This window comes from Exiguobacterium sp. s39 (assembly GCF_018618925.1).
Taxonomy (GTDB): Bacteria; Bacillota; Bacilli; order Exiguobacteriales; family Exiguobacteriaceae; genus Exiguobacterium_A; species Exiguobacterium_A abrahamii.
Genome location: NZ_JACSNA010000001.1, coordinates 1162171 through 1187083, shown reverse-complemented (window position 1 = coordinate 1187083; position 24913 = coordinate 1162171). Strand labels below are relative to the sequence as shown.

The following is a 24913-nucleotide window of genomic DNA, read 5'->3' as shown; positions in this document are numbered from 1 at the left end:
GACGTATGCTGAAATCTACATCAGACGCCGCAACGGAGGATCAAGTGTCTTCCGCTCCTGAAGTGGAGACGCTGAAAACACCAATCGGGTGGACTGACGAACAGCAAGCCTGGATTGATCGTGGGGCCGATATCTTGACGTTCGAAGAAGAGTGGATCGTCAGGATCGACAAGCGATATGCATTAACAGATCGACATGGAGACCGAAGCTTTGCTGAAGTGTATGAGTCCTTACAATTGCCGCATCCGCCGCTTGCGTTAGATGTCCCGCTCGAGCAGGTCATTTTCTTTGATACAGAGACGACAGGATTACGAGGAACCGGAACGACGATCTTTTTACTCGGGTTCGCGCGCTTTGAGCAGGGCGGATTGCTGATGCGACAATATTTCTTACCGCATCCGCACTTTGAAGCTGCCTTTTACCATCACTTCCTGCACGATATCGGAGATGATGTCCGCTTTGTGACCTATAACGGGAAAAGTTTTGATTGGCCGCAAATCAAGACACGTCATGTCTTCGTTCGGGAACGTGTTCCGCGTTTGCCGAAAGTCGGTCATCTCGATTTACTTCATGTCGCGCGACGAATCTTTAAAGGAATGTATGATTCCTATCGATTGACAGCGATGGAAGAGCGAATCGGATTTGAACGGGAAGGGGATTTACCTGGATTTTTGGCGCCGATGCATTACTTTCAGTACGTCGAACACCAGCATCCGGATATCATGACAGGGGTCTTGCAACATCATCTGGATGACTGTCTGACGCTTGTCGGACTGTATGATGCGTGCAATCGACTCGTCACACATCGAGCAGAGGCGCCTTCTCCGATTCAAGAAAATATCGCGATTTGGCTGGCAGATCTCGGAATTCATGAAGGATCACACGCTCATTTTCAGCAAGTCAAAGAACTATCAGCAGAAGGATGGTTGCGCCAAGGATATTTGCATAAAAAAATGAAGAACCATGAACAAGCTCGGGATTGTTTCTTGAAGAGCGACAGTTATTTAGGGTACGTTGAGCTTGCGAAGTGGGCAGAGCACATTGCAAAAGATCCAGTGCTTGCTTATGATTATACGGAACGAGCACGACAACACGTCGAGCGACATCATTGGTTGATTACTAAAAAAGAACGAATCTTGGCAGAGCTGGATCATCGAGGACGTCGGTTGAAAAGGAAGTGTGACGCGTGAAAGTTGTCGCCATCACAGGATACAAACCCAATGAACTAGGTATCTTTGATCAAAAACACCCTGGTATCCGGGTCTTAAAGGCAGCATATCGTGAGCGAATGATTCGCTTAATTGAGGATCGAGGCACAGAGTGGTTTATCACGAATGCCTCACCGGGTTGCGAAATCTGGGCATGCGAGGTCGTGCTTGAATTAAAGGAAGAGTATCCCCATATTCGTCTAGGTATTCTTTTGCCGTTCTTGGAACAGGAAGCACGCTGGAAAGAGCCAGTTCAAGCGCAGTACCTTTCCATTCTTGAACAAGCTGACTTCGTCGAAGCAATCAGCCAGAAACCGTATACGGATCCATCGCAGTTACGTAATAAAACCGAGTTCATGATTCAAAAAAGCCAAGGATTATTGTCGGTTTTTGATGAAGAACATGGAGGATCAGCGAAATTTTTAGTAGAGCGTGCTAGAATAGAAATGGAACAATCCGATTATCAGTTGTTTTTAATTACACAAGATGATTTATCTTGGCTCGAACAAGAATTACAATACAATGATCAGTGGGAGTGAAGAGGATGTATAAGCCATTGTTGACAGCGGACGATATTTACAAAAAGGAATTCAAAACCGGCCTCCGTGGCTATGTCATCGAAGATGTCGATGGATATTTGGATCAAATCATTAAAGATTATGAAGGATTCGAACGTGAGATCGAACGTCTGAAGAAAGAGAACGAGGCGTTAAAACAAGCACCAGCACAACCGGTAAAACGTGAAGAGCGCCGCGTCGAGCAAGCGGAGCCACAAGTATCAAGTTCATCGAACTATGACATGTTACGTCGTATTTCAAATCTAGAGAAGGCCGTTTTCGGACGTCCGCACCAAGATTGACGCATCAAAAAAGACATTTCTGTCAGATCAGAAGTGTCTTTTTTTATTTCCTTCTTTTTGAAAGAATCGTCATCTGAATGAAAACGGTGTTAAGATAACTAATAATACATACTACAAAGGATGATGAACCATGTTACAAGTCATGACTGCTTCTGTTCCTCAACCACCGCGCCGTCGTTTTTTTGCAAGCAAACAAGTGAGTCCGACGACGAGTGAAACGGATGCACTCTGTAATGAAATCCGTCATGTTTGTCGTTTTGATTGGATGTTGTTTGATCGGATTCGTCTTTCTGACACGATAGTCATTCCTTTTGCGCTAATCGGACCAAAAGGATTGTTCCTCGTGTTACAAAACGATGCGGTCGTAGAATGGATGACGGAGGAATCTTGTCATGTCACGGATGCTGAGCATGGAAGAAAAGTGTTTGCACCTCATCCCATCCATCGGTCGAAACAAATCGTTCAAGCGGTTCGAAAAACGCTAAAAGAACAAGGGATCATCATTCCGATTCATGGCATTACACTTTTTCCGAATGCACCACAGATGCGGACGGAACGAATTAAATTCCCGACGGGGCACAGCTTTAAAGATGTGCGGGCGTTCATCGTCTCAAAGAAATCCTCACCTGTTCAAGAGCAAGAACGAAAACAAGTTGCGTTTTATCTCGCGCAACAACAGGAATGAACAAAGGCAGTGAAGCGCTCGCTTCACTGCCTTTTCGTTTGAATTCATCGTCTTGGTCGAGACGCAAGAATGTCTTCAGCTTGATCCAAGTCTTCTTTCAAGACATACACCGCTACGCGATCATCCAAGTCTTTACTGAAACGTCGGAATAAAAACGAAGTTTTGACGCCGCGTTCGACTCGAATCTCTAAGTCAGCTGCTTCGAGTCGCGCAGCGTCCTTTAATAAATCTTCTCCTTTTTCACCAAATGCTTCCCCGATCAGTGACCATCGAAGGTTTTCCTTCGTTCGTCTGCTGACGATGACGAGAAATGCAATGACCAAAAGAATGATTAAAACCGTTCGAACTAGCTGTATATCCATCTTTGCCTTCACCTCACCTACTATCATACCGAGTTAACGCGCATAAAGTAAACGTTCAACATAGCGGGCGAACGATTTACTTTTCAAACCTTGTTGGCGATACGCGATATAACCGTCAGGGCGAATTAAATATAATCCAGATTGCTTGATGCCAAAGCGTCGTGCCAGTTCACCGCCTTGATCGACGACACCATCCTCTTTAAGGGATTGATGGATCGGTACTGTCTCAAATAGATCGGGATAAGTATAGGCGAGTTCCTTGAATGGCTCAAGAAGATCATCGGTTGCATTTTTTGGTAAGAACAGTAGTAATAAGAAATTCCGATCGGCACGACGTAACAATAGTTCGTTCTTTTTCGTCCGCGGGTGAACGACTTCACTGTAAGGCATCGGTTCGCCTGGTTTTGGTGTCAATGGACTAAAGTGTCCTTGTGTGACGAAGGTCGAACTCGCTGGGTAGTGGCTGTTGAGCTGTGCAATTCGGTTCGTCACGAAATGATGTAAGGGTGCGATCTTTAGACTATTTCGAATGACTTTTTCCTGCAAGGGCAATAAAAAAGGAATATTGATTTGCAAAAGTTCCGTCGCAAGATTGGTTGATCGTAAGATCCCTTGTGCCGCTTCCCGACGTTCGACGCTGTAAGAATCAAGTAATGGAAAACTCGCCTTGAACTGATGGACACACCATAGTTTCCAAGCGAGGTTCATCGCATCAGCAATTCCGGTATTCATTCCTTGACCACCGACGGGTGAATTGATGTGTGCTGCGTCCCCGATCAAATAAATCCGGTGGTGACCGAATTTCTCGATGATCCGATTATGGACACGAAACATCGAATACCAATGGACTTTTTTGAGCTCAAACGGTACTTTTGCTCGATTTTGTAAAAAGTCATCAATCGCTTTATGGTCGGTCGGAACAGGTCCGCTCGTTAGATTGCCGGTAATCCGGAACAAGTTCGACTGGAGAGGGAACGACTCGATAACGCCATGATCAGAGAAAAAGATATGAACTTCCTCAGAAGAGAGCGGCCAGTCGACCTCGATGTCAGCCAGTGCCCACGATTCTTTGAACGACTTCCCGCTGAACGGAAGCCCGAGTTCACGACGGACGAAACTGTTTGCACCATCTGCTCCGATGATGAAGGAAGCGTCGACCGTCTCTGTTTCTCCTTTATGTTGTAAGGATGCTGTAACGAAAGTTGGAAATTGAGCAAACCCTGTTAATTCTGTTTCGCGCTCGACTACGTGTCCATATTGGGCGAGTTGCGCTTCAAGAATCCGTTCCGTCTCACTTTGAGGCAACAGCGTAACGAACGGAAAAGGTGTATTCAAATCCGTAAAATCAAGTTTTGCCTGCCATGCACCATTGACATAGAGGTTTCCTTGATTGATTTTGATTGCATTCTCCATCAAGTCTTCTGCAACACCAAGCCTTGCGAACAACTCCAGAGAACGCGCTTGAATCCCGATCGCTTTTGAGACGACAGATGGTCCGCTTGCACGTTCGACGATGCGAAAGGATAATCCATAGCGTGAGAGTGCGAGTGCGAGTGTTAAACCGGTTGGTCCGGCACCGATAATGAGGACATCTAATTTTTTATTCACGGATAACCCCCCTTAATTTACATCTTAGCCAAAACTCGTTACCATTAAACTATTGATGACACGCTTGACGTGTGAAAGGATGAAACTTGTGAACGAACAACTTTTTACGACAGAACGATTGATTGCGAATTTTAAAGAATATATCCGTCAGAATGAGGCACATCTGACGAAACGACATGCGTTAAACGCCTATTACAAGACGGTAGCAGGATCGATTTTATCGGACCGGATTGCTAAGAATGCGGATCTCATCGTCCGTATGCGCCATCTGGAAGAGGCGTACCAACACGTTGCACAAGAAGGGCGATGAAACAGGTGAACTTAGCCGATATCCGAAAGCATTACGTAGATTCTGAAGAACGTTTACCTCGTCATGCGGCAGCTGTACTCGTTCCGTTAGTTGAACAGAATGGCGAAGTCTATTTGTTATTTCAAGTACGAGCTAAGACATTACGTTCGCAACCAGGTGAAATCGCTTTTCCAGGTGGTCGGATCGATGGCGGTGAATTACCGAAAGCAGCGGCTGTCCGCGAAACGGTTGAAGAATTAAATGTCAGTGCTTCTGAAATCGAAGTGATTGGAACGCTTGAACCACTCGTGACACCGAACCGGTCGATCATTTATCCGTATCTTGGTATTCTCCATGCGACAGACTTTAATCCTTCGCCGGCTGAAGTCGATCATGTGTTTCTTGTGTCATTAACAGAATTGATGACTTCAAAGCCGATTAAAGGAGATATGGAGTGGCGGATTCGCCCTGGTAAGGAAGTGCCGACCGAACGAATGGCGAATCGAGAAGCCTATCTGGATCGTACGTATACAGTCACGGAGCATTTTTATGAGCACGGGGACTATCTGATTTGGGGACTAACTGCTAAAATCTTGCGCCAGTTCTTAGCTCAATTGACGCGTGACTAGCTTTTTCGGTCGTTATTTTATATGATTAACTGTAATTGAACGTGTCAGGAGATGAGTAAAATGGAAGAAACAGAAGAGTTATTCGATTATATCGTTGGCGATATGGTAAAAACGAAAGAAGGCTGGGTGGCGGAAGTAACGGCAGTATTGACAAATACGGTCGTTGGTGATGTATCCCACACGAAAAACTTTGAGGCACTCGGCTTAGAGTTTGAAAAACAAGTTTTATTAAAGTCAGAGATTGAATTGCTAGAGCGCAAAACAAAATAATACATGAAAGCACACCACATAATTGGTTTGCTCAGACTTAAGACAAAGCGTAATTTTTCTCTTAACGAGAAAGATTGCGCTTTTTTGTTCATCTCGAATCGTTTTCCTGGAACAAGCATTGCGCCGCTTCACTTCATTGCAGGGTCGCTCCTGCTTGTTTTCCCCTAGGAAGCGATTTCGATTGAACAAAACGCTTCTCGCCTCTTTCTTTCGGTATAAAAAAGTATAAACGAAGAAGGAGAAAGACTTCCCATAATGGGTAAAAGAGATCACCATCATCGATTAAAACATACCACTATCATATTGGAACAACTGGTTCCGCAGGACCATCTTGTTTGCAAACTCAGCACACCACATAATTGGTGTGTTTTTTTATGTTCATCCAGCGGACTGAATAATAATGAAATTCTACATTCTTTTGATTTTTGAAGAATTGGACAAAATGACTGAAAACATCGAAAAGATACATTTATTACAAAAGAGTAACAAAGATTAATTCGTAACAGAACGGTTACAAAATATAAAAACGTTGATACACAACGATTGAGAGCGTTTTTTGTAAGCGTGTAACCATTTCGTTACTTTTTGACAGATATATTTCAATTCATAGTGTTCGCTTTTCAAACTATTTGTCACCGTGATACGTTGTGCGGGTCGTAAAACGGCGAGAAAGGTTGGCATCAACATGAAACGAACATCATTCCTTTTATCCCTTTGTTTAGCGGGATTCATATTTATTCTTTTGCCGCATCACGAAGCGTCGGCAGCACAAATCGGGATTGGTACGGAGAAGACGATCGTACAAAATCCATTAGAGATGAAACGTCAAGCTGCTCAAGAAAAGCGTGAACAAGCAGAGGCGAAAAAACAAGCGCGTCTAAAAGCCTTGGCTAAGCAAAAAGCAGAAGCAGAGCAAAAAGCAAAAGCAGCACAAGAAGCCAAAAAGGAAGCACGACAGGTAAAGAAACAAAGTCGAACGCAAGCAAACGCTGACCGTTCCACAAAACGTACGGAAACATTTGAGACGACAGCGTATACGACGAATCCAGAAAACAATGGAAGCCGTTTGTATAATGGTCGCGCCTTAACGGCATCGGGTTATGACGTCACGAATACGATTACATACGAAGGACGTCGCATCGTTGCTGTCGATCCATCGGTCGTACCGCTTGGAACTAAGGTACATGTAGAAGGTTTCGGCGATGCGATTGCGCTCGATACAGGTGGTGCGATTCGCGGGAAAATCATGGATCTTCTTGTCGGTTCAAAACAAGAAGCTTTAGAATGGGGTCGCCGTCAAGTCACGGTGACGTTCGAATAAGAGAAGTTTACGGTTAGGCGGTGGATAGTTTCCATCGTCTTTTTGTTTTGATGAAGAATAAAATAACGATCTGTTCGATGATGGATTTAGAAAACAGGGGAAAGAGTAGACGGAATAGGTTTTAGAATGTCCAAGAAAGGGGAATTTTACAAAGATAATAAACCGGGAAACGAGGGATGGTTCGTGATTGAATTCAAGGATGTCGGCAAAACGTATGCAGACGGAACAAAGGCAGTGCAACACGTGAATTTTACGGTTGAACAAGGCGAGATTTTTTGTTTGATCGGTCCTTCAGGGTGCGGTAAAACAACGACGATGAAAATGGTCAATCGATTGATTGATCATACGGAAGGACAAATTTGGATCGATGGTGAACCGATCATGTCGATCAATGAGCATGAACTTCGACGGCGAATTGGCTATGTCTTACAACAGATCGCTCTCTTTCCACACATGACGATTGAGGAAAACGTCAGCGTCGTGCCTGAGTTATTGAAGTGGAAAAAGGAGAAAGTAGTACAACGAGTCGATGAATTATTTCGGTTGACTGGGTTAAACACATCACTTAAGAAAAAATATCCAAGTGAACTCTCTGGTGGACAGCAACAACGTGTCGGTGTCATGCGGGCACTCGCAGCAGAACAAGACGTCATCTTGATGGACGAACCATTTTCTGCTCTTGATCCCATTTCACGTGAGCAATTACAAAATGATTTGTTGCATCTAAACGAAGAGCTTGGTAAAACAATTTTATTTGTCACGCACGATATGAACGAAGCGTTGAAACTAGGCAGTCGCATCTGTCTGATGAACGCTGGAGAGATCGCTTTCATCGGTACGAAGGAAGAGGTACTAGCCAGTAACGATCCATTCGTTCAAGAGTTCATGCGTCAAGTCAGGGGGAGTGTCGAATGAATGGATTGATCGAAACGTATCAAGACCGGAAGACTGAATTGCTTCAAGCGCTAATCGAGCATATTCAATTATCGGTCATCTCCTTGCTCATTGCCTGTGTAATCGCTATTCCGCTTGGGATTTACTTATCACGTAACAAACGTCTGAGTGAGTGGTCGATTGGTGTAACCTCTGTCATCCAGACGATTCCATCACTCGCGTTACTCGGTCTGATGATACCACTTGTCGGGATCGGTACAGTCCCGTCCATTATTGCACTTGTCTTATATTCCTTATTACCAATCGTTCGTAATACCTACACGGGTCTTGCCGAAGTCGATCCTTCGATCAAGGAAGCAGCACGAGCGTGTGGGATGACCCCGATGCAAAGTCTTTGGAAAGTCGAACTCCCGTTGGCTTTGCCTGTCATGATGGCTGGGATTCGAACAGCAATGGTACTGATCATTGGTACAGCAACGATTGCTGCCTTGATTGGTGCTGGGGGATTAGGCTCGATCATTCTCCTCGGGATTGACCGCAATGATAACTATCTATTATTGCTGGGTGCGATTCCAGCAGCACTCCTCGCACTTTTATTTGATGGATTGTTACGTCAAACGGAAGTAGCGACACGTAAACGACAAACAGCACGTCTCGTGACGGCAGTCGTCTTGATGGTCGCGATCGTCGCCGCACCATTTGCGTTCGGGCGTAGTGAACGACCAGATCTCGTCGTCGCCGGAAAACTAGGTGTAGAACCGGAAATTTTAATGAATATGTATAAGATTGTCATCGAAGATGAAACGGATTTGACGGTACAAGTCAAACCAAACTTCGGGAAGACGACGTTTGTCTACAAGGCACTCGAGTCAGGTGATATCGATGCGTATCCAGAGTTCACAGGAACGGTGCTCGCTAGTTTGACGAATGAAAAACCGAAGTCGAATGATGCAAAAGAAGTGTACGAACAAGCAAAAGCCGGTCTTGAAAAACAAGATTTAGCCTTGCTACCACCGATGAACTATAACAATACCTATGCTGTAGCTGTTCCAAAGAAATTAGCAGAACGCTACGATTTGAAGACGATCTCTGATTTAAAACAGGTCGCGAATCAGTTGACGGCTGGATTCACGTTAGAATTTAAGGATCGACAGGATGGGTATAAAGGGATTCAAGATAAATATGATGTCAATTTCCAGAAGGTCGTCACGATGGAGCCGAAATTGCGTTATAAAGCAATCGAATCAGGGGAAATCGATGTCATTGATGCCTATTCGACAGATCCGGAGATTGCGAAATACGACATGGTCGTCTTAAAAGATGATCAGCAACTATTCCCTCCATACGAAGGAGCTCCTCTTCTGCGACAAGAGACGATCGAGGAGTATCCAGAAGTAAAACAAGCACTTGAGCAATTGTCAGGTAAAATTTCAGATGAAGAGATGTCAAAAATGAATGAAGCTGTCGCATACGGCGGGAAGACGGCGAATGAGGTCGCTCGTGATTACCTGAAGAAGGAAGGCGTCATTCAATGAAACTTTTACTGATCAGTAACCCGACAGCTGGGACAAACGGCACGGGGTTACTTGGAGAAGTCATCGAACCATTAAGTATATTATTCGATGAAATCGTCATCAAGAATACGAAGCAAGCTGGAGATGCGATGCAATTTGCGGAAGATTCGTCCGCATTTGATGCGGTCGTCGTCATCGGCGGAGATGGGACGGTTTTCGAGACAATCAACGGGGTCGCAAAACTGGATGATCGCCCGATACTTGGCATCATTCCTGGAGGGACCTGTAACGACTTCGCTCGAACGCTTGGTTTACCGATGGCTCCTCGGCTTGCTGCGGAAGCAATCGCGATGCAACACGTTGTTCAGGTCGATCTCGGACAAGTCGAAAATAGCTATTTCTTGAATTTCCTTGGTGTCGGTCTTGTCGCAGAGGCATCGATTGGCATCGATACAGAAGAAAAAGCGCGTCTCGGGAAGATGGGATATTATCTATCGACGATTCGCTCAAGTCTAGAAGCACAACCCTTCGAATATGAACTGATTTTAGATGAAGGTCGTCACATGACCGGCGAAGCAGTTCTCATTCTGGCGGCAAACGGAGAATCACTCGGTGGAATCGAGACGAACTTATCAGATGGAGCCTATAATGACGGGAAACTTGATTTAGTGATCGTCGATGAAGTAAACTTGACAACCATTCGAGATGTGATTCTTCAAAAAATTGGTCTTGCCAATGATCCTTCCTTTACACATATCTTGACGAGTGGTTTTCAGCTGAAAACAAAAGATGCAAAAGTCATTGATACAGATGGTGAGAAAGCCATCCATACGCCGGTTACAGTTAAAGTGTTGCCGGAGTACCTGCGCATGTATGGAGGCACACAATAATAAAGTACGAATGAAGAGAAGGTCGTCATAAAAAACGACCTTCTTTTTTATATTTCAGTACATATATGCGGTTATGCTTTGACGCTTTAAAGAAAATATTTGATAAAGGATGACTTTCACAGATTCTTTCTGTACAATGAAAAAGTATTTTGAAAAGGAGGTGGAGCACCATGAAAGGAAACGCATGGGCTTCAAAAGTTGGATTTATTTTAGCAGCAGCGGGATCCGCCATTGGTCTGGGGGCCATCTGGAAATTCCCGTACACGACTGGAACGAACGGAGGAGGCGCGTTTTTACTCTTGTTCCTCGTGTTTACCTTATTACTTGGACTGCCTGTTTTAATTGCCGAGTTTTTAATCGGTCGTACGAGTGGAAAAACAGCACTTCAAGCGTTCTCGGCACTTGGTCATAAGAAGTTCACATTCATTGGTGTACTTGGTGTCATCGCCTGTTTCTTGTTGCTCTCTTTCTACAGCGTCATCGGAGGATGGGTCTTGATTTATACCATTCTTGGTTTCACAGGTCGCCTGACGACGATGGACAGTGGTGCGCTTGGTGAATTGTTCGGAACGATTTCCGCCTCACCGTTATATGTCATTTCAGGGCAATTGATTTTCCTCGCTTTGACATGTTGGATCGTCTTACGTGGTGTTCAATCCGGTATTGAAAAAATGAGTAAAATCATGATGCCATTATTATTCGTGTGCTTCATCATCCTTGTCGTTCGATCATTGACACTTGATGGTGCAATGGAAGGTGTTAAATTCTTCATACAGCCTGATTTTTCGGTCCTCAACCGAACTTCTGTCCTGAGTGCGCTTGGCCAAGCGTTCTTCTCCTTATCGCTCGGTGTATCGGCGATGCTGACGTATGCTTCCTACATGAAGGAACGTGGCGAGATTAATCGTTCCGCCGCATGGATCGTCGCGATGAATGTCGCGGTCTCATTATTAGCTGGATTCGCGATTTTCCCAGCTGTTTTTGCTTCGGGTCTTGACCCTGCAGAAGGACCGGCATTGCTTTTCATCGTATTGCCGACTGTTTTCAGTCAGATCCAGTTTGGCTCGTTGTTCTTGACACTGTTCTTCCTTCTATTTGCTTTCGCATCGATCACTTCATCGATCGCTATGCTTGAGGTCGTTGTTGCTTCATTAACGGATCGTAAGGAAAATGCGACATCGCGTGATAAAAAGCGGACGACATGGCTTGCGACACTTGCGATTGCGATCGTCGGAATTCCGTCCGCACTCTCGTTCGGTATGTTGAGTGATGCTCAATTCATGGGGAAAACGTTCTTTGACAGCGTTGATTTCCTTGTCTCGAATATTTTAATGCCGATTGGTGCTTTACTGATTTCGATTTTTGCTGGGTACAAGCTCGATCGTACTCTTGTCGAACAGGAACTCGTGACGAGTCCATTCATGAAAAAAATCGTACCTGTGTGGCGTGTGAGTGTTTGTTACTTGAGTCCGATCGCGATTTTGATCATCCTTGTATGGCCATTATTCGGATAATTGATCACTTTTTTAGGGTAGTCGACAATTTTGTCGACTACCTTATTTGTTGTCAAAAGAATCATGCGAAAGAAAGAACGGATAGTTCATTCTTCGGTCTGATGCGATATTTTTAAAAGTATGTTGAAATATAAATACACGAGGCGTAACATTTCGGAAAAACGGGAAACTTTTTGTTAGACGTTACGTAATGTTAAAATAAAGACACGTAAACCTGATAGAAGAATCAGTACGAAGGAAGAGGGGATGACATGAAGTCTTCATGGTGGATATTTGGTTCCATCGGTATGATGTTCGTATTTCTACAATTGGCCGATACGTTCAACTTCTCGGGAATCTTCATCGCTCTTGGTTTGTGGTTCATTTGGAGCGGTTATCGAACAAAACCAGGTCGACGATATCGGACAGAACGGAAATCGACCGAAATTAAGCGAAAAAATGTGAAAAAGAAATTACTACTTGATGACGAAGACGAGTTCGTCGGAAGTGTCATTTTAAAACCGGAACGGGCGACACGCCGATTTGAAGAGACGGATGATTTAGAACTTCAAGTATTGCAACGGACGATCGAAGAAGGATTCACAAAAATCCAGACGTACGATCAAATTGTTCCCTCCATTCGAGATGGTGAAATCAGAAGTGAGATGCGAATCGTTTCGCGTGAAGCACATGTCTTGTTCGAAGAGTTATATGAAAGTCCGCGCGACGTCAAAAAAGTTCGGGACTTCTTTACGTTCTACCTGGATTCCTTATTGTCAATTTCAGAAAAATATGCCGATTTGGAACGCCGTGGTGCTCAAGTTCAATTGGATACGAAAAATCAATTGATTTCGAACTTGAAAATGATCGGACAAAAATTAAAGCAACAACAAACCTTGTTGCTTGAAGGGGATACCGTTGATTTAGAACGGGAACTCTTGACGATTGAAAAGGTGTTGACGCAAGAGACTGAACAACGAAAACAGGAGGAGAGTTACCGACATGACCCATTCTGATAAAGATACATGGCAACAATGGCCTGATGAGCAAGATCAACCGACGATTTCTGATCCGTCGGTCGATCTGAATGTAGCAGAGACACCACCGAAAATGCCTGTGCAACCAGTAGAAGAGATGATTCCTTCAGATGTTCCGTCAGAACAACGACAAAAGATTGAACGTCTACTGCAGGTGATTGATCTTCAAAAAACGGATGCCGTCATGCAATTCGGGGCGCCCGTCCAGCGTGAACTATCCCAATTCTCTGATCAAGTCTTAAGTGAAGTGAAGATGAAGGACGGCGGGGAAGCAGGAAAATTGCTGAGTGACTTAATGCAACGTGTCCGCCAAATGGACCCAGATACACTCCAAGAAAAAAAGAGCTTCTGGTCGAACGTACCGGTCATTGGTCGGGCGAAGAAAAAAGCGGAGACGTACTTCTTACAATACGAGAAGATGAGTGCGTATCTAGAAGAAGTCGTACACAATCTTGATCGATCAAAATTTGGATTGATGAAGGACATCACGTTACTCGATCAAATGTATCAAAAGAACAAGCGTTATTTCGAAGAATTAAACGTCTATATTGCAGCTGGCGAGACGAAAATCGCTCACGTTCGTCAACATGAAATCGAACCGTTACGAACGGAAGTCGAGGTATCGCGGGATCAAACGAAGTTACAGGAATTGAATGACTTGATTCAATTGACGGATCGTTTTGAAAAGAAAATCCATGATTTAAAATTATCCCGAACGATTAGCTTGCAGATGGCACCGCAAATTCGTGTTATTCAACAAAATAACCAAATTCTAGCGGAAAAAATTGAATCAGCAGTCGTCAATACGATTCCACTTTGGAAGAACCAAGTTGTCCTATCTTTGAGTCTGTCGCGTCAAAAAGCAGCGCTTGAAATGCAGAAGGATGTCACCAATACGACGAACCAGTTACTTGAGCAAAATTCGAAGTTGCTGAAGGAATCGTCGATTGAAATTGCGGAAGAAAACGAAAAAGGTATCGTATCCGTTGAATCGTTAAAAGTGGCGCACCAAAACTTGATCGAGACACTGGATGAGACATTACGCATCCAACAAGAAGGAAAACAAAAGCGCCGCGACGCAGAGCATGAACTAGAGCGAATGGAGAATGAATTGAAACAAAAAGTCATCGAAGTCGCCTCAAAAAGCAGAGAATTACCGAATCGACCATACTAAGGAACACGACATTTCGTGTTCCTTTCCTTCATGAAAGGAGAGTTTGAATGAATAATGAAGAGAAGCAGTTGAAATGGGATACGACATGGTTATTATTCGCACGGATGATGGCAGACCGTCATTCAAAATGTGCCTCAAAATCCGTTGCCTGTGTCATCGTCAAAGATGAAAAGCCGATTTCAATCGGAATAAACGGAACACCTAGTCAGCATGTGAATTGCAACGAAATTTACTTAAAGCAAGATGGTATTCTCTATACATCACGTCCTGACCACCCGATTGTTGAAGAATTGATTGAACGAAACGGGATTCTCTTTTATCGGTGCGAAAATCAGGAAGAACACCATGAATGGTCGAAGCAACATGAGATTCATGCTGAAATCAACGCGCTCGGTAAGCTAGCAGCTGATTCGACGAGCGCTCGTCATGCAACAGCTTATGTCACACATAGTCCGTGTCATGCGTGTAGTTTAGCGCTCATCGCTTCTAAAATCGATCGTGTCGTTTATTCGACAGGTTATGAATATGGGGACGGATTGAATCTCATGCGACAAAGTGGAATCGAAGTCATCCACTTGCCACTCGCAAACGAATATTTTCTTGAAAAAATTTAACGAAAAAGGGTTGTAAACGCTTCCATTGCATTGTATGATGAAATCAAGCATTGCCATGGTAATTATTCACTCTTCCATTCGGACTGATTTTCAATCGAAAATCGGTCCACTTTTTTTTAGAAAAGAATTGACAGACCTTGAATAGTTTGGCATGATGACTATAGAATATGACGAAGCGGAACGCCGCATTTTCATACAAAACCAATCAAGGAGCTGGAATGCCAGGTCGTTGAATGAAAAATCCTGACTCACATGAGTCAGGATTTTTTTTATGGATGAACAAGTGTCGCTTCCTTGAGGCGTTTAGCACGGATTGCACATTTTGTGGCGACCGCACCTGAAAGGATCGTCATGAATCGCTGACAGAGGATGTCTGGTTGCGATTGATGTAAGAATAGTTGATGTAATAGTCGGTTGAAGGCGGCGTCTAGCGAAGACAAGTGCCGTTTGATTGCAGTGGGAGACATATCTTGAATTTCTTCTGCTTGATAGCCGGCATCACTTTGGAAAGCAGAGAGGATGAGAAGCTCTGTTTGCGCATCAGCCAATGTTAGTCCTTGTTCTTGGACATGATGACAAGCCTCACGCAATTCATGAATCAACAAATGTTCCAAAGCATACGACGTATGCATTTGATATGGATCGTACAACTGGACAGCTTGCCGAATTTGATCGCGGGTCACGATTTCGGATACCGTCCATTGATCGAGTGTGCCAACAGCTTCACTGTATAGTTGAGTAAGTGGTCGAATCATCGTTTCTCCTCCTTAAGCATAAAATGGACTTCCAGTTTCATCATAATTCATTTAGAAAACGCTTACAATATCTGTTTGCTAGTAGTCGTGATGAAATCGTGTCTGCTATGATATGAGTGAAGAAAAAGGAGTGAGATGACGTGATTCAATTATTCAAAGCACTTCCGGAAGTGACGATGCCTTCTTATGGAAATGATACTTTTTCCATCCATCAATCGAATCAACCGATTGGACTTTCGATAGAGACGCTTGTTTCGGGTGAACGAATCGAAGAAGTGTTACTCGTTGCCTCTGGTGAAATCCGTACTGGTCAAACCGGGAGAGAATGGTTACAGTTCACGTTCAATTCGCCAGCTGGATCTTGTAAGGGAAAACAGTGGATCAATCAAGGAACGGCAGAAGAAGCACTTCGTCCATATCTCGAAACAAGAATCGTTCGGGTCGAGGCAAAGGTAGAGGAGTACCCGCCGCAATCCGGAAACAAGTCATTGACCGTTCAGCGCGTCACTCCGATTCATGACGCCTCACCGACGCAGTTCCTACCACAATTACCAGCAGATGAATCGCTTGAAACGTATCGTGATCAGTTGCTTGGACTAGTCGGTCAACTTGATTCTCCTTACCAAGAAATCGCGCTCTCGATTCTGCGACAGTACTGGGCGGATTTTTCAACACGACCGGCTGCGCTGTTTCATCACCATGCCTATATCGGTGGTTTGCTGAAACATACTGCTTGTATGATGACGATTGGTCGAGGAATTTGTGATAGTGAACAACCATACTTGACGCTACTCAAATGTATTCAAGAAGCAGAAGCCGATCATAAAAATGAACTCTTCCAAGCAGCTGAACGAGAGATACGTCAATTTTCTTGGGATGACAGTTTTGATGCCCTCTATCAAGCGGCAAAAGGGGTTGCTCTGTTAGATCAACGACCGAATCCGAATGAGTTGTTGCTCGGTATTTTATTGCACGACATCGGAAAGCTATGGGAGTATACGCATGCGGGTGCATCGACAGATCGTTTTTCAAGACTGTTTCACGTAACAGAAGAAGAGGAAGAACTGGCAGGTATTGCGCTTGATCCGGACGGTGTATTGATGGGTCATATGCCATATGGTTGTTTTGTTCTCGAACAAGCACTTCGAGAAGAAGATATCCGATTACCGCGTGCTGTTTATCACCGTCTCATGCATATGGTATTATCACACCATGGTAAACGCGAGTGGGGATCAAGTGTTACGCCGCAAACGACAGATGCTTGGTATCTTCATGCGATTGATCTACTCGATGCACGAAAAGAAAAATGGCGTCAGCAACAAGGACGCTAAGGAGTGAAATCATGCAAGACAAAATACGTACGACCGTCATTACTGGTTTTTTAGGTGCCGGTAAAACTACGCTACTCAATCATCTCGTTTCTCAACCGACAGAAAAGTTTGCCTTGCTCGTCAATGAAGTAGGTTCTGTTCATATTGATGAAGCATTGATTGAACGAAGTGACGAAGAGATGATCGAATTGACGAATGGCTGCATTTGTTGTTCGATTCGCGGTGATTTACGGGATGCGTTGCTACGGATCGCAAAACGCCGTCGAGATGGGGAGTTATCGTTTGATCGATTATTGATTGAGACGACAGGCGTTGCTGATCCAGGGCCGATTCTACAGACATTCTACTTTGAGCCGGCTGTTGAACAGTCTTATCAGATTTCAAGTGTCGTTACGGTCATCGATGCGTATCACTTGGAACGTCAACTGACGTTCCAAGAAAATGTGAAACAAATCGGCTTTGCTGACGTCCTGATCTTGAATAAAATGGATTTGATTGACGAGTCAAAGCGCGAAACGTTGTCCGCTTTACTTCGCGAACGAAATCCTTCTGCAGCTATCATTGAAACGGAACAGGCTCAACTTGAATCGGACCGACTGTTTGAAACGTTCCATTTTCCAAAAGAAGAGCAAGTACGACTCAGTCAACAAACGGATCAGATTCATCAATCGGTTGAGGATTTCACGGCATTGACGATTGTCGAGGAACGACCCTTGAACCGAAATCGATTTGGAATGGTCCTACGTGAGGTGTTAGAAGCGTATGCAGAAGATCTCTATCGCTATAAAGGAATCATTCATTTTGCAGATACGGATCGAAAGGTCATTTTACAAGGTACTGGCATGATTTATGGCACAGCAATCAGAGAACCATTTAGCGAACAACCAAAGACGACGCTCGTCTTCATTGGGAAAGGGCTAGATGAACAAGCGATACGAAAAGGAATCGAGGCGGCAATTGAACATGGTTGAACTTTATTTTGACGGTACGGTCCGTCCTTCAAATGATGAAGCGGCGGTTGGGCTTTTCAGTAAAAATTCCGAGGGCGAAGTCACGGAAAAAATGTATCAAATTCAAGCGATCAATAATCATGAAGCAGAATTTATTGCTTTTGCGAAAGCCGTCGAGTGGGCGCACGAACTGATTGCACAAGGCGAGAGCGTCATTTCGTTTCGGACGGATTCAGAAGCCGTTTCACTCGCAGTCGAACGCGAATTCGTCAAGAACAAACGAACGCAGACGATTTTTGATCCTGCCTTTGCGCGTTATCAACTCTTACCACTCGCTTTCGTGAAGTGGATTCCACGGTCGGAGAACAAAGCAGATCGTGTCGCACGAGAGGCGTTACGATTATACGAAGCATGATTGACGACAAACACCCCTATCCTCACGGTAGGGGTGTTTGTTCATGTTCGATGCGCTCGATCAGAATTTGGTCGACGCGTCGTCCGTCTAAATCAACGACTTCAAACCGGTACGGTCCAATTTCAACAGTACTCCCACGGGAGGGGACATCACCTAACGTATATAGAATCAAACCAGCAACCGTATGATAGGCGTTCAACTGTTCACCGGGTAAGTCTTCTGTATAACCGAGCGTCCGCTTTAAATCATCGATGTGCAATAGACCATCCGCTAGGAAGGAGCCATCCTTTCGCATGACGAGTTCCGGTTCTTCCTCAACGCTTGAAATTTCGCCAACGAATGCTTCGAGGATGTCAAATAAGGTGATCATGCCGAGGAAACCACCGTATTCATCAAGAACAAAGGCGATTGATACCGTCTCTTTGCGCATCCGTTCAAGCAAGACGGTTGCTTTTAATTGACGGGGAACGATCAGTGGTGATTGAATCAGTCGTTCAAGTTCTTGAACAGGTCGTTCCGTTGATAGCACCTCTTTCGCATCGATGAACCCGACGAAGTGATCCAAGTCACCATGACCAACCGGTAAGTTTCGATGTCGCGCTTGCCGGAGCTCTTGTAAGATCGTATCGGAGTCATCCGCTAAGTCAATCCATTCGGTAACGGTACGCGGCTCCATCAGTTCGTAAGCGTACAAATCATGAAAATCAAACACACGAGAGACTTGCTCCGCTTCAGACCGATTGAAGGTTCCCTCTTGCGTACCACGAATCAGTAATTGCCGGACTTCGTCTTCCGTCTCGTCTTCTGTTTGCAGGCGATCCAGACCAATCAAACGGAAGATGGAACTCGTCGACTTACTTAGAACCCAAATGAATGGTCGAAGCACAATCGAGAAAAAACGCATCGGTGGGGCAAGCCACATCGTGACCCGTTCTGGACTGACAAGGGCGACACGCTTAGGAACGAGTTCACCGATGACGAGTGAAATATAGGTGATGATCGTTACGACTAGAATATAGCCGATCGTACTGGCATAAGGGGCGAGCCACGCGAATTGAGCAAGCCACTTGATGACCGGTCCTGAGAGAGCGGCACCACCAAAGGCACCATTGACGATGCCGATTAACGTGATGCCGACTTGAACAGTCGATAACAGATCGGTTGGTCGATCAAGTAACTCTAACGCAACATGGGCTGACTTTTTGCCATCATTCGCTGCTTTCTCTAATTTCGACCGTTTTGAGGAAAGCAAAGCGAGTTCGGTCATCGCAAAAATACCGTTTGCTAGAATCAAAAGCAGTACAATTGTTAAGTTAATCAACCACATGAAATCTTCACTCCTTTTTCGATAATAAACTATTCCCCAAAACTGTCTCTCTCATTCCCATTCTGTCTACTTTTGCGTTAAACTAAAAGAGAAATAATCAAAAGGGGGAATTTGTTTATGGAATACCGTGTAGAACGTGACACGATGGGGGAAATTCGTGTACCAGAAGCGCAGGAATGGGGCGCACAAACACAACGTAGTCTAGAAAACTTTAAGATCGGAACGGAAAAAATGCCGATTGAAGTCATTCGTGCCTTTGCAGTCCTGAAAAAAGGAGCGGCGCTTGCGAACCGCGACTTGGGCGTGCTTGAGGCAGAAAAAGCAGGTGTCATCGCTGAAGTATGTGACGAGATCATCGCGGGGAAATTCGATGATGAGTTTCCGCTTGTCGTTTGGCAAACGGGTTCAGGTACACAGTCAAATATGAACGTCAACGAAGTGATCGCTCGGGTCGCGACACGCAAGTTGAAAGAACAAGGCAGTGAGACGACGATTCATCCGAATGATGACGTCAACAAATCACAAAGTTCAAATGATACATATCCGACAGCGATGCATTTAGCGGCGAAGACAGTCTTGTTGGAATCACTATTCCCAGCAATCGATGCTTTGCATGCGACACTTGACGAAAAAGCGAACGCGTTTGCAGATATCGTCAAGATCGGACGGACACACTTGCAAGATGCTACACCCATCACACTCGGTCAAGAAATCAGCGGTTGGGTCCGGATGCTTGCACTTTCGAAGCAAATGATCGAACGGACGCTTGATCCGTTAACGGAATTAGCAATCGGCGGTACGGCTGTTGGAACGGGCATCAACGCACATCCTGAGTTCGGTGATTTGGCTGCGCAAAAGATGAGTGAAGAAACGGGATATGAATTCACGAGTGCGGAAAACAAATTCCACGCCCTAACAAGCCACGATCAACTCGTCTTTACGCATGGTGCGGTCAAAGCGTTAGCGATGGACGCGATGAAGATCGCAAACGACGTTCGCTGGCTCGCATCAGGTCCACGAGCAGGGATCGGCGAAATCACGATTCCAGAAAATGAGCCGGGAAGCTCAATCATGCCTGGGAAAGTCAATCCGACTCAAAGTGAAGCGTTGACGATGGTCGCTGCGCAAGTCCTTGGAAACGATGCGACGATTGGTTTTGCTGCAAGTCAAGGAAACTTCGAACTAAACGTCTTCAAGCCGGTCATCATGTATAACTTCATACAATCCGTTCGCTTACTGACAGACGCCTTGCATTCGTTCAATGACCACTGTGCGATCGGAATCGAACCAGAACAGTCCGTCATCGCTGAGAACGTCGAACGTTCGTTGATGCTCGTCACTGCACTCAACCCGCACATTGGATATGAGAATGCGGCGAAAATTGCAAAGGCAGCGCATCAATCCGGGTCAACCTTAAAAGAAGCAGCACTTGCGACTGGTCTACTAACAGAAGAACAATATGATCAATGGATCGTACCAGCAGATATGGTCCGTCCGAACTTAAAAGCGTGAGTTGAAAAAGCGGGGGAATTCCCTCGCTTTCTCTTTATCCGAGGACGGTTCTTCGGATGTATGGAAAGAGAGGGGATTGGATGGAACGGAGTCGAAAACGGATAGAAAAACAACTGCAACAGACGATCATCATGGTGGAGACGTTACTTCGGATGCCGACCGTGCCACGGACAGAATTGCTCGCATTAGCAAGCTGGCTTGAAGGGCTCGGGAGAGAGGAACTGTTTAAAGGACTTGCCGATCAAGTGAGTCGGGAAAAAGCGACGTGGGAACAAATGAATGCGGTCATCACTCAGCCGATCGTTAAAGAATTACTGCGGCCAATCGTCGATCAGTTGTCTGAACGCTCACGCGCCAATCGGATTCGAAAAGAATTGGTCGTCACTGTGACAAGACGTTTTCTTGAGAATATCAAATGGAAGAAATCGCTCGAACAGGAGCGCTATATGTCACGATTCTTCAGTTCGGTGGAAGACACGTTGTCGATATCACATGATATTGCTATGGATGCTGTCATCATCGACCATGCATCTATCGCGGAATCCTTAGAGTTGACTCAAAAACTGATCAAACAAATGGAGTCAGCATTCGTTCCCGTCATCATCGTAGGTCCGAACCGGTCTGACATTCGTCAAGTCAGCTATGAGATGGGAGCTGATGACTACTGGGATGAGACAGTGACGAATGAAGAACGACATGTTCGTCTAGCGAGACTATTACGAAAATTAAGGGTCGTATCTTCGACGATCTTGGTCGATGAACTGACGGGAGCTTATAACCGGAAATACCTCCAAAGTGCCTATGATCGTCGCGTAGCACGTCTCGAACGTGAACAGCGGACATTTGGGTTAGCGATTTTTGATATCGATCATTTTAAGCGGATCAATGATTTACATGGACATCCAACGGGGGATTTGGTCCTCTCCGAACTAGCTACCGTCGTTCAACAAGCCGCTCGTCTCGATGATGAATTCATTCGTTTCGGTGGTGAGGAGTTCATCTTATTGTTTTCAGCAGAAACAGTACCGCAAGCAGTTGCGAGTATGAATAAAATTCGCGAGCGTGTCGAGCGCCATATTTTTGCGAACGGATTAAAAGTAACAGTTTCGATTGGTCTCTCCTTTGCTTTTGATCTCCACACATCCCTGGCGCAAGCAACAGCAGAGGCAGATGAAGCTCTATATCAAGCGAAACGTAATGGTCGTAATCAAGTGGTGTCCTATTCGACAGCGATATCGATCGAAAAAATACCAGTCTATATCCGTGTCGAGGAAGGATTCCTTAAACAGGTACATACGCTTGATATGCCGGATCATCCGAAATACCATATTGAGGTGATTCCGCTAGATGATCAACGGACGTCGCCAATACAATTGGCGATTCTTTCACTCGATCAGTTAGCAAGCGAGAACTTTGTACGATTAGAGGAGTGGAGACAACAACGGGAATCGATCATTGATGCTTTGGTCGTGACAGATCAAGAAGACGATCGTTTAGCCAAGGCGTTATCATGCGGTGCGACAGACTATATCATGACCTCACAGATCGATTCTGATATGGAGGAATGGATTGCTGAATGGATCATGCAAATTCCTTAAAAAAACAGCCACATTTGTCCGTCATACGGAGCAATGTGGCTGTTTTTTAGTTACTGATCATATCGACGAATGATGAACGGATAATCGTTTCCCTCGACCGCATCATAATGTGTTTCGGAAGTAATCTGAAATGAAGATGGGATTTCGGGATAATGTACATCTCCAGAAAGAACCGTATCAATTTCAGTGACATACAGGCGGCGAGCAAGAGGAAGCGTTTGAGCAAACAACTCTCCACCACCAATCAAAAAGACTTCTTCTTCTGAATCGACGTATGGTTGTAAAGCAGATAGATCATGCCATACCGTTACACCTTCGGCTGCAAACGTCTGATCGCGCGTAATGACGATGTTCTCTCGACCGGGCAACGGTCGTCCGATGGATTCGAACGTCTTTCGTCCCATGATGATCGGTTTGCCAATCGTCGTACGTTTGAAGTGAGCTAAATCAGCTGGAAGGTGCCAAGGCATCGCATTGTCACGACCGATGACATGATTTTTTGTATACGCTACGATATGTGTGATCATACGGCTACCACACCTTTAATGTGCGGATCAGGATCATAGCCTTCAATGATGATGTCTTCGAAGCGGAAGTCTTCGATACGATCGACTGTTCGAGCGAAGCGCAGCGTCGGTAATTTTTTCGGGGTACGCGTCAACTGAAGATTAACTTGTTCAATATGATTTGAATAGATATGAGCGTCACCGAGCGTATGAACGAAGTCACCAACCTCAAGTCCACACACATGAGCAATCATATGTGTCAGTAACGCATAAGATGCAATATTAAATGGTACGCCTAGGAAAACATCAGCTGAACGTTGATACAATTGGCATGATAGTTTTCCGTCAGCGACATAAAATTGGAACAAGAGATGACAAGGTGGTAACGCCATCTCATCAACTTGTCCAGGATTCCAAGCACTGACGATCAAACGACGAGAATCCGGATTCGTTTTGATCTGTTCAATGACTTGTGCCAGCTGATCGACCGTCGTGCCATTTGGACGTGGAAAAGAGCGCCATTGTGCTCCGTAAACAGGACCTAGATCTCCGTTCTCATCTGCCCATTCGTTCCAAATCCGCACACCATTTTCCTGTAGATAACGAATATTCGTATCACCCGAGATGAACCAAATCAACTCATGGATGATCGACTTCATATGTAACTTTTTCGTCGTAATGAGAGGAAAGCCATCTTGAAGGGAGAAGCGCATTTGGTGACCAAACACGCTGAGTGTTCCCGTTCCCGTCCGGTCTTCCTTTTTTGTTCCGTGTTCCAAAATGTGTTCGCAAAGTGCATGATATTGTTCCATCGGATGACATCTCCTTTTCGAAAAATCCAAATTTCATTGTAACATAAATTAAGATTTTGAGGATGTCGGTAAATGTCTTGCGAATAGATAACGAAATAAGCCAAAGAGCGGAATCACGTCTTGCCACTCTAATGATTGTGCATTCCGAACACGAATGCGCCGGAGCAGATAGACTTGCAGAATGTAGAATAATAACAAATCGACGGTCATCGTTCGAACGAATTGATTGGTCTCAAAGTAGATGCGGAATATACTCCAATCAGATCGAGCAAGAGCAATCCAAAGCAATAATGTCGTCACGACGCTAAGTAAGGCGACGACGGTAGGAATCCACCCGCGACGACGAAAAGGAAGAAACGTTTTCCTTGGAATAGCGAGGGCGACATAAGGCATCAACACGAAGGCACCTAAGAAGAACGATCCAATACTTGCGACGAGCGGTCCGGGGCGCATGAATCGTTTCTCATCTAGAAATAGTAAAAAGAAAGCGAACGGATAAATACCGAGTAAGGCAAATAAACTTAACGCGGATGTATCAAATTGACTTTGGTCGAAACGTAAAAACGAAATCAAGAAACCTTCTGGAAAGACACGATTATTTCCAAATAATAAGATGAAGACAATAGCAATCGCCCAGACAAGGAAGAGCAAATATCGACGATACATTTGTCCACACTCCTTTCTCATACCTTTCTTTCCCATCATCTTGGATGTAGTAAACACTTGGATTTCATATTTCATGATATCAAATATGTTAAGGTTCTTGCTTGAGCACCTCTCATGGACATGTTAAGATGACGTTGTGATAATTGAAAGCGCTTTTACAAATTGATGCAATCGTTTGCTTAATATGTAGCACG

The 24913-nt window shown here is 44.8% G+C and carries 27 protein-coding genes; 20 read left to right on the top strand and 7 right to left on the bottom strand.

Annotated elements, in window-relative coordinates; translation table 11 throughout:
- Positions 1–5: 5 nt before the first annotated feature.
- The 4 genes from KNQ11_RS06360 to KNQ11_RS06345 all read left to right on the top strand — a co-directional run bounded on the left by KNQ11_RS06360 (position 6) and on the right by KNQ11_RS06345 (position 2752).
- Positions 6–1190 carry a ribonuclease H-like domain-containing protein gene (locus tag KNQ11_RS06360; protein ID WP_251138101.1) on the top strand — a complete coding sequence of 395 codons (1185 nt, stop codon included), beginning with the start codon at positions 6–8 and terminating at the stop codon, positions 1188–1190.
- Positions 1187–1747: an SLOG family protein gene (locus tag KNQ11_RS06355; protein WP_023468608.1), complete on the top strand. Its 561-nt coding sequence runs from the start codon at positions 1187–1189 to the stop codon at positions 1745–1747. Before KNQ11_RS06360 ends, KNQ11_RS06355 begins: the two co-directional genes overlap by 4 nt.
- 5 nt (positions 1748–1752) lie before the next feature.
- Positions 1753–2067: a cell division regulator GpsB gene (gene gpsB / locus KNQ11_RS06350; RefSeq protein WP_023468607.1), complete on the top strand. Its 315-nt coding sequence runs from the start codon at positions 1753–1755 to the stop codon at positions 2065–2067.
- A gap of 130 nt (positions 2068–2197) precedes the next feature.
- Positions 2198–2752, top strand: a complete 555-nt coding sequence (locus KNQ11_RS06345; RefSeq protein WP_214770637.1) for a hypothetical protein — start codon at positions 2198–2200, stop codon at positions 2750–2752.
- A gap of 44 nt (positions 2753–2796) precedes the next feature.
- Here KNQ11_RS06345 and KNQ11_RS06340 read toward each other — a convergent pair whose 3' ends face one another.
- Together KNQ11_RS06340 and KNQ11_RS06335 are read right to left on the bottom strand one after the other, a co-directional pair.
- Positions 2797–3114 (bottom strand): hypothetical protein, encoded by a 318-nt coding sequence (locus KNQ11_RS06340; protein WP_023468605.1) that lies wholly within the window; start codon positions 3112–3114, stop codon positions 2797–2799.
- Positions 3115–3147: 33 nt separating this feature from the next.
- Positions 3148–4722: an FAD-dependent monooxygenase gene (locus KNQ11_RS06335; RefSeq protein WP_214723540.1), complete on the bottom strand. Its 1575-nt coding sequence runs from the start codon at positions 4720–4722 to the stop codon at positions 3148–3150.
- Positions 4723–4810: 88 nt separating this feature from the next.
- On the opposite strand from KNQ11_RS06335, the gene yvfG reads away from it, so the two are divergent.
- From yvfG to KNQ11_RS06280, 11 genes are all read left to right on the top strand, one after another.
- Positions 4811–5032: a protein YvfG gene (gene yvfG, locus KNQ11_RS06330; protein ID WP_023468603.1), complete on the top strand. Its 222-nt coding sequence runs from the start codon at positions 4811–4813 to the stop codon at positions 5030–5032.
- Positions 5029–5640 carry an NUDIX hydrolase gene (locus KNQ11_RS06325; protein WP_133207477.1) on the top strand — a complete coding sequence of 204 codons (612 nt, stop codon included), beginning with the start codon at positions 5029–5031 and terminating at the stop codon, positions 5638–5640. The genes yvfG and KNQ11_RS06325 overlap by 4 nt, the downstream gene beginning before the upstream one ends.
- 60 nt (positions 5641–5700) lie before the next feature.
- Positions 5701–5910 carry a hypothetical protein gene (locus KNQ11_RS06320; protein ID WP_023468601.1) on the top strand — a complete coding sequence of 70 codons (210 nt, stop codon included), beginning with the start codon at positions 5701–5703 and terminating at the stop codon, positions 5908–5910.
- A gap of 685 nt (positions 5911–6595) precedes the next feature.
- Entirely contained in the window at positions 6596–7231 is a 636-nt protein-coding gene (locus KNQ11_RS06315) for a 3D domain-containing protein (protein WP_214770634.1), read from the top strand.
- Positions 7232–7414: 183 nt separating this feature from the next.
- Positions 7415–8146 (top strand): ABC transporter ATP-binding protein, encoded by a 732-nt coding sequence (locus tag KNQ11_RS06310; RefSeq protein ID WP_050677660.1) that lies wholly within the window; start codon positions 7415–7417, stop codon positions 8144–8146.
- Positions 8143–9660, top strand: coding sequence for an ABC transporter permease/substrate-binding protein (locus KNQ11_RS06305; RefSeq protein WP_214723536.1), 1518 nt, complete (start codon positions 8143–8145; stop codon positions 9658–9660). The genes KNQ11_RS06310 and KNQ11_RS06305 overlap by 4 nt, the downstream gene beginning before the upstream one ends.
- Positions 9657–10529: a diacylglycerol/lipid kinase family protein gene (locus KNQ11_RS06300; RefSeq protein WP_149427566.1), complete on the top strand. Its 873-nt coding sequence runs from the start codon at positions 9657–9659 to the stop codon at positions 10527–10529. Before KNQ11_RS06305 ends, KNQ11_RS06300 begins: the two co-directional genes overlap by 4 nt.
- A gap of 170 nt (positions 10530–10699) precedes the next feature.
- On the top strand, positions 10700–12043 hold the full coding sequence (locus tag KNQ11_RS06295; protein ID WP_058705457.1) for a sodium-dependent transporter: 1344 nt from the start codon (positions 10700–10702) through the stop codon (positions 12041–12043).
- Between the two features lie 251 nt (positions 12044–12294).
- Positions 12295–13038 (top strand): 5-bromo-4-chloroindolyl phosphate hydrolysis family protein, encoded by a 744-nt coding sequence (locus KNQ11_RS06290; RefSeq protein WP_050677413.1) that lies wholly within the window; start codon positions 12295–12297, stop codon positions 13036–13038.
- Positions 13025–14233 (top strand): toxic anion resistance protein, encoded by a 1209-nt coding sequence (locus KNQ11_RS06285; protein ID WP_149427564.1) that lies wholly within the window; start codon positions 13025–13027, stop codon positions 14231–14233. The genes KNQ11_RS06290 and KNQ11_RS06285 overlap by 14 nt, the downstream gene beginning before the upstream one ends.
- 47 nt (positions 14234–14280) lie before the next feature.
- Positions 14281–14847, top strand: coding sequence for a deoxycytidylate deaminase (locus KNQ11_RS06280; protein ID WP_064299687.1), 567 nt, complete (start codon positions 14281–14283; stop codon positions 14845–14847).
- A gap of 269 nt (positions 14848–15116) precedes the next feature.
- On the opposite strand, the gene KNQ11_RS06275 is transcribed toward KNQ11_RS06280, so the two are convergent.
- On the bottom strand, positions 15117–15602 hold the full coding sequence (locus KNQ11_RS06275; protein WP_214770618.1) for a hypothetical protein: 486 nt from the start codon (positions 15600–15602) through the stop codon (positions 15117–15119).
- A 140-nt stretch (positions 15603–15742) separates the two neighbouring features.
- On the opposite strand from KNQ11_RS06275, the gene KNQ11_RS16975 reads away from it, so the two are divergent.
- Genes KNQ11_RS16975 through KNQ11_RS06260 form a run of 3 tightly spaced genes read left to right on the top strand, consistent with a single transcriptional unit; the run spans position 15743 to position 18298 of the window.
- A complete protein-coding gene (locus KNQ11_RS16975; protein ID WP_214770615.1) occupies positions 15743–16933 on the top strand; it encodes an HD domain-containing protein in 1191 nt (396 codons plus the stop codon).
- Between the two features lie 11 nt (positions 16934–16944).
- Positions 16945–17904, top strand: a complete 960-nt coding sequence (locus tag KNQ11_RS06265; protein ID WP_023468590.1) for a CobW family GTP-binding protein — start codon at positions 16945–16947, stop codon at positions 17902–17904.
- Positions 17897–18298 (top strand): reverse transcriptase-like protein, encoded by a 402-nt coding sequence (locus KNQ11_RS06260; RefSeq protein ID WP_214770612.1) that lies wholly within the window; start codon positions 17897–17899, stop codon positions 18296–18298. The genes KNQ11_RS06265 and KNQ11_RS06260 overlap by 8 nt, the downstream gene beginning before the upstream one ends.
- A 22-nt stretch (positions 18299–18320) precedes the next feature.
- Here the strand turns inward: KNQ11_RS06260 and KNQ11_RS06255 are convergent, their stop codons facing one another.
- Positions 18321–19625, bottom strand: coding sequence for a hemolysin family protein (locus tag KNQ11_RS06255; RefSeq protein WP_055968472.1), 1305 nt, complete (start codon positions 19623–19625; stop codon positions 18321–18323).
- A 117-nt stretch (positions 19626–19742) separates the two neighbouring features.
- On the opposite strand from KNQ11_RS06255, the gene fumC reads away from it, so the two are divergent.
- The gene (gene fumC, locus KNQ11_RS06250) at positions 19743–21137 is read left to right on the top strand and encodes a class II fumarate hydratase (protein ID WP_050677406.1); all 1395 of its coding nucleotides are present in this window, start codon (positions 19743–19745) and stop codon (positions 21135–21137) included.
- 80 nt (positions 21138–21217) lie between these two features.
- Entirely contained in the window at positions 21218–22735 is a 1518-nt protein-coding gene (locus KNQ11_RS06245; protein ID WP_214723528.1) for a GGDEF domain-containing protein, read from the top strand.
- A gap of 50 nt (positions 22736–22785) precedes the next feature.
- On the opposite strand, the gene KNQ11_RS06240 is transcribed toward KNQ11_RS06245, so the two are convergent.
- The 3 genes from KNQ11_RS06240 to KNQ11_RS06230 are packed head-to-tail and all read right to left on the bottom strand — an operon-like array spanning position 22786 to position 24719.
- Positions 22786–23262, bottom strand: coding sequence for a dihydrofolate reductase (locus tag KNQ11_RS06240; protein WP_064299692.1), 477 nt, complete (start codon positions 23260–23262; stop codon positions 22786–22788).
- Positions 23259–24053, bottom strand: coding sequence for a thymidylate synthase (locus tag KNQ11_RS06235; RefSeq protein WP_214723526.1), 795 nt, complete (start codon positions 24051–24053; stop codon positions 23259–23261). Before KNQ11_RS06235 ends, KNQ11_RS06240 begins: the two co-directional genes overlap by 4 nt.
- Positions 24054–24101: 48 nt before the next feature.
- A complete protein-coding gene (locus KNQ11_RS06230; protein ID WP_064299693.1) occupies positions 24102–24719 on the bottom strand; it encodes a hypothetical protein in 618 nt (205 codons plus the stop codon).
- Between the last annotated feature and the right edge of the window lie 194 nt (positions 24720–24913).